This window comes from Vibrio sp. 10N.222.46.A1, from assembly GCF_041473595.1.
Classification (GTDB): Bacteria; Pseudomonadota; Gammaproteobacteria; order Enterobacterales; family Vibrionaceae; genus Vibrio; species Vibrio tasmaniensis_A.
In genome coordinates this window covers 1-2257 of sequence record NZ_JBFRSN010000209.1, presented here as the reverse complement: position 1 = coordinate 2257, position 2257 = coordinate 1, and the positions used below count along the sequence as shown (strand labels likewise).

Genomic DNA, 2257 nt, shown 5'->3' with positions numbered 1-2257 from the left:
GTAGTTTATGGTTAGAACTGAGTTGTTTGGTTGACGCTCAAGTGCTGACTTAAGTTCTTTAATCGCAATCTCAGGCTTTTTCTGTTCAATGTGCAGATCTGAAATAGCATCCAGATAGAACAAGTTGGTTGGGTCGCTATTCATCAGCTTGGTCAGAATTGGTTCTGCTTTATCTAATTTTTTTGAATCTAGGTAAACCAGTGCTTGCCCATACTCTAATGATGGAACCAAGGCTTTGGGGGCTTTCTTCAGCTTTCGCTCAAACCAATCAAGAGCTGCATCATTATTAATCCCTGCATAGCGCGCAACAATCCGGGCTCTTGCTAAATGGTAATCCAGTGACGGAGCCAGTTTTAGTGGGGTATAGCTGCGAGCACGGGCGCGTGAATCTGTGATTCGGTCTTCAGGCAATGGGTGAGTTAATAGCATTGGTGGCGGTGTGCTTGCATAGCGGTATTCATCAGCTAAGCGGCCAAAGAAACGTGGCATCGCGTTTACATCGAACCCTGCTTTTGCCAGCGTGTTGATGCCAAAGCGGTCGGCTTCTTTTTCATTACTTCGGGTGTAGTTTATTTGGCTTTGCATGTTACCAGCAGTTGTTGCAGTGATAGCTGCGATACCGGCTTCTGGTGCTGCAATCGCTAATAATACAGAAGCGGCCAGTGCTGCGATGGTTGCAGGAGAGCGGCGAGCTTGATCTTCCATACTACGTGCTAAGTGACGCTGGGTAACGTGCGCGATTTCGTGCGCCAATACGGAAGCGAGTTCACTTTCAGACTGTGCATGCAAGAACAAACCTGAGTGCAAAGCAACATAACCACCAAAAAAAGCAAAAGCGTTGATGTTTCGGTCACGGATCATAAAGAACTGAAAAGGTGTCTTTACATCATTTGCGTTCGCGACAAGGCGATGGCCAAGCGTGTCAATGTATTGGTTTAGAACCGGGTCGTTTACGATAGGCTGGCTGCTTCTGATGATGCGCATGTAGGCATCACCATAGATAAGTTCTTGGTCGATAGTGAGTGTGCCGCCTGCCGCGGTGCCGATATCGGGTAGCTCCAAACCATTGGTATTTGCCAACGTTGGAGTGCTTAATGTAGCTGCGATGCATAAGCAAGCAATTGAGCGAGCGCGTTTAAACATATTAGTCAGTAATACTCCGTTTCTTCTGACAGTAAGACAAGTGCAATGCAAATTGGTTCTCTATCTGATGTAACCTTTACCAAGTGCGTGCGCTATCATGAAGGAAGATGAATGAATGATGGCGCGTTTTCAAAAACAGATTACAATACGACCCTTATAATAAGCATCGAGCTAAAGAATGACACCTAATATTCTAGATTTACGCCAAGAGCGCTGTCCAATGGCACTATTATTAGCCAAGCGTCACAGTGTAAAGTTAGAAGTAGGGCAATCATTGTCAATTTATGTCTCTGATAACAGCTCGATGAAAGATATTGTTACTTTTTTGTCAAAGCAAGCCTATGACGTCATCGTAGAGGTTTGCTCTAATTACTATCATCTCCTCGTCACTAAAAAGGAATTGCAGTCAAATGCTTGAAATGGTCAATCGTTGGTATAAACGACGTTTCTCTGATCCCCATGCTGTCAGCTTGGTTGCCATCATTCTCTTCGGCTTTATTACGATCTACTTCTTTGGTCACCTCATTGCCCCACTTTTGGTGGCTATTGTTTTGGCTTATCTGCTTGAGTGGCCGGTTACTCAACTTCAAAGACTCGGTGTTCCAAGAACCCCATCAGTGATGTTGGTGATTTTAATGTTCTTTAGCGTGATGTTACTTGCGCTGTTTGGTCTAGTACCAACGATTTGGGAACAGGTAGGTAACCTTATCAATGATATTCCAAGCATGTATGGTGGCTTACAGAAGTTCATCGCAACCATCCCTGAGCGTTACCCTGAACTAGCAAACCTGCAGATCGTTGAATCGATTGTGTCTAATGCGAAAAACAAAGCATTAGGCTTTGGCGAAAGCGTTGTGAAGGGCTCTTTAGCTTCTCTTGTTAGTTTGGCGACGCTTGCGGTTTACCTGATTCTTGTACCGCTGCTGATTTTCTTCCTTTTGAAAGACAAAGAAGAGATGATCAGTATGGCTAGTGGTGTTCTGCCTAAGAACCGTCGTCTAGCGACCAAGGTTTGGGTAGAGATGAACCAACAAATCTCAAATTACATTCGCGGTAAGGTGCTTGAGATTTTGATCGTCGGTGGTGTCAGCTACGTAACCTTTGCGATTCTGGA

3 protein-coding genes are annotated in these 2257 nt (G+C 44.8%); 2 read left to right on the top strand and 1 reads right to left on the bottom strand.

Features of this window, described 5'->3' with window-relative positions; translation table 11 throughout:
• On the bottom strand, positions 1-1143 hold a 1143-nt coding region (locus AB4496_RS07090), incomplete at its 3' end, for a M48 family metalloprotease (RefSeq protein WP_372130739.1).
• Between the two features lie 178 nt (positions 1144-1321).
• Between AB4496_RS07090 and AB4496_RS07085 the strand changes: the two genes are divergently transcribed.
• The gene (locus AB4496_RS07085; RefSeq protein WP_009847381.1) at positions 1322-1561 is read left to right on the top strand and encodes a sulfurtransferase TusA family protein; all 240 of its coding nucleotides are present in this window, start codon (positions 1322-1324) and stop codon (positions 1559-1561) included.
• Positions 1554-2257 (top strand): AI-2E family transporter (locus AB4496_RS07080; RefSeq protein ID WP_372130737.1); only part of this gene is annotated, 704 nt, incomplete at its 3' end. The genes AB4496_RS07085 and AB4496_RS07080, both read left to right, overlap by 8 nt.

Coding starts and splice junctions, on each gene's coding strand:
- AB4496_RS07085 (WP_009847381.1), top strand. CDS start 1,322: ATGACACCTAATATTCTAGATTTACGCCAAGAGCGCTGTCCAATGGCA.